The sequence below is a fragment of the Streptosporangium minutum genome (assembly GCF_002149035.1).
GTDB lineage: Bacteria > Actinomycetota > Actinomycetes > Streptosporangiales > Streptosporangiaceae > Streptosporangium > Streptosporangium minutum.
The window spans coordinates 1-2,362 of sequence record NZ_NGFP01000470.1 but is presented as its reverse complement, the minus strand read 5'-3'; the positions used below and the strand labels follow the sequence as shown (position 1 = coordinate 2,362).

Here is a 2,362-nt window from a genome sequence, read left to right as displayed (position 1 = left end):
CACCCCGCGTCCCCGGAAGATCCCCTCCAGTCCGCCGACATGGTCGAAGTGCGGATGGGTGAGGATGACCAGCGGCACCTCCCGGATCCCCATGGACCGCAGACACCGGTCCATCAGCACCGGGTCAGGCCCCGCGTCCACCACCACCGCCCTTCCCGGCCCGGCGGCGACCAGCAACGCGTCTCCCTGGCCGACGTCACAGGCGACCAGCAGCCAGTCATCGGGCGGCCAACGGGCCACGATCGGCTCCGCCACCGTGACGGCGACGATCACTCCGGCCGCCACGGCCAGGGCGATCCGCCGTGACCACCGGCGGCGCAGCACCAGGATGGCGACCGGGGCCGCGAGGGCCAGCGCGACCAGCCCGGTGACGCCACCCGGCCACGGGATCACCGCCAGGGGCGTCCCGGCGGCGTGCTCCGCCACCTCGATGATCCATCCGGCGGCGAGACCCGCCGGGCGGACCAGCAGCTGGGCGAGCCCCATGTGCAAGGGAGCGACCAGCGCAGCGACGGATCCGAGCAGGGTGGCGGGTGCGACCGCGGGCCCCGCCAGCAGGTTGGCGGGGATCGCCACCGGTGCGAGCTGCCCGGCCATCAGGACCAGCACCGGGGTGACGGCGGCCTGGGCCGCCGCGGGCACGGCGGTCGCCTCGGCGGCCCAGCGGGGCATCCGTGTCGCGAGCCGGTCCCGCCAGCGGGGAGCGAGGACCAGGATGCCGCCCGTGGCGCAGACCGACAGGGCGAAGCCGTAGGACCGGGCGAGAGCGGGATCGAAAAGGATCAGCCCTAGAACGGTCGCCGACAGGGCGGCGACACCGTCACGCGAACGGCCCGTACCGAGCGCCACGGCGGCGACGGTGCCCATCAGAAGGGCACGGAGCACACTGGGCGACGGGCGGGCGACGAGCGCGAAGGCGAGCATGGCGGACACCGCCAGCACCGCCCGGGCCGCCAGAGGCAGCCCCGCGGTCCGGCCCAACGCGACCGCCGCCCCTGCCACGATCGCCAGGTTGGCTCCGGAGACCGCGGTGAGATGGCTGAGCCCGGCCTCCTTGAAGTCGGCTCTGACCTGTCCGTCCATGCGGGAGACGTCGCCGACGACGAGCCCCGGCAACAGGCCTCGCTGGGGCGGTGGCAGCACGCCGGAGGCCTCCCGCAGCCCCGACCGGAGCGCCCCGGCCGCACGCTGCGCCCATGAGGGCCCGCCCATGATTCGCGGCGGCCCCCGTACCAGCACCACCGCTGCGAGCAGCTCGCCGGAGTCGGCCGGGCCGAACCGGCCCTGGACGGCGATCCGCTGGCTCGGAAGCAGGGACCGCCACTCCCCTCCCGAAGCAAGCATCACCACCGGAGCCCGCAACGTCACCCTGGCCGGCCCTGTCCCGATCGCCTCGATCCGCGCGGGCACCACGAAACTCTCCCTCCGGAACGGCCCTCCGCGCTGCGCCGGCTCCCGGGGATCGTCCGTCACCACCGCCTCGATCACCGTCGAGGCGCGTTTCTCCACCAGCTCGGCCACCGGCCCCGTGCTGACCGCATGTACCCGGAAGGCCACCGTCCCGGCCACGGCCGCCGCACACCCCAGCACCGCGATCAACACGTTGCGCCAGCCGGCGATCCCGCCGACGGGGATCGCCACGGCCACGGAGAGCGCGCCCGCAGCCGCGACCGCAGCCACCAGGGCACCCGCCGAGGGCGGGCAGCCCAGCAGGATGAGCGCGGTCGCCCAGGCGACGAGGGCGGGCGGAACCAGATGAAGCGCGTGCGCACTCAGGCCTCTCTCGGTCACTCCGTCGTCGCGGAGCGAGGAGGAGGCGCCGAACCGGCTCATCGCCCTGCCTCCAGGAGGTGCGGAGTCATGCGTGGACCTTCTCTCTGATCTCGGCGTACTTTCGATCGCCGATGCCACTGACCTCGCGGAGCTGCTCGACTGTGCGGAAGCCGCCATGGCCGTCGCGGTATTCGACGATGCGCCGGGCGAGCACCTCACCGACACCCGGCAGCTGTTCGAGCTGTTCGGGGGTCGCGGTGTTGAGGTCGAGGACGACCGGGGCGGGATCGGCCGTGGGAGGAGCCGCAGCGGCGGGACCGGCTGCGCCCACGATGATCTGTTCGCCGTCGACGAGCTTGCGGGCGAGGTTGAGGAGGCCGGTGGCGGCCCCCTTGCGGACGCCCCCGGCCGCTTGGACCGCGTCGGTGATCCGGGAGCCGGCGGGCAGAGTGATCACTCCGGGGCGGCGGACCTTGCCGGTGACATGGACGGTGACCTCGATGAGGGCGCCGGACCGCGAGGAACCGGACGGCGCGGGACCGGACTGCATGGAACCGGACTGCGGAGCACCGGGCTGGGGGGAAAGGGC

General features: G+C 74.0%; 2 protein-coding genes. Both read right to left on the bottom strand.

Going from position 1 to position 2,362, the window contains the following annotated elements:
• Window positions 1-1,833: ComEC/Rec2 family competence protein (locus tag CA984_RS43695; protein WP_086579128.1), on the bottom strand; the 1,833-nt coding region annotated here is incomplete at its 3' end.
• Between the two features lie 25 nt (window positions 1,834-1,858).
• Window positions 1,859-2,362, bottom strand: a 504-nt coding sequence (locus tag CA984_RS43690; protein WP_108724708.1) for a ComEA family DNA-binding protein, incomplete at its 5' end; no start/stop codon positions are given.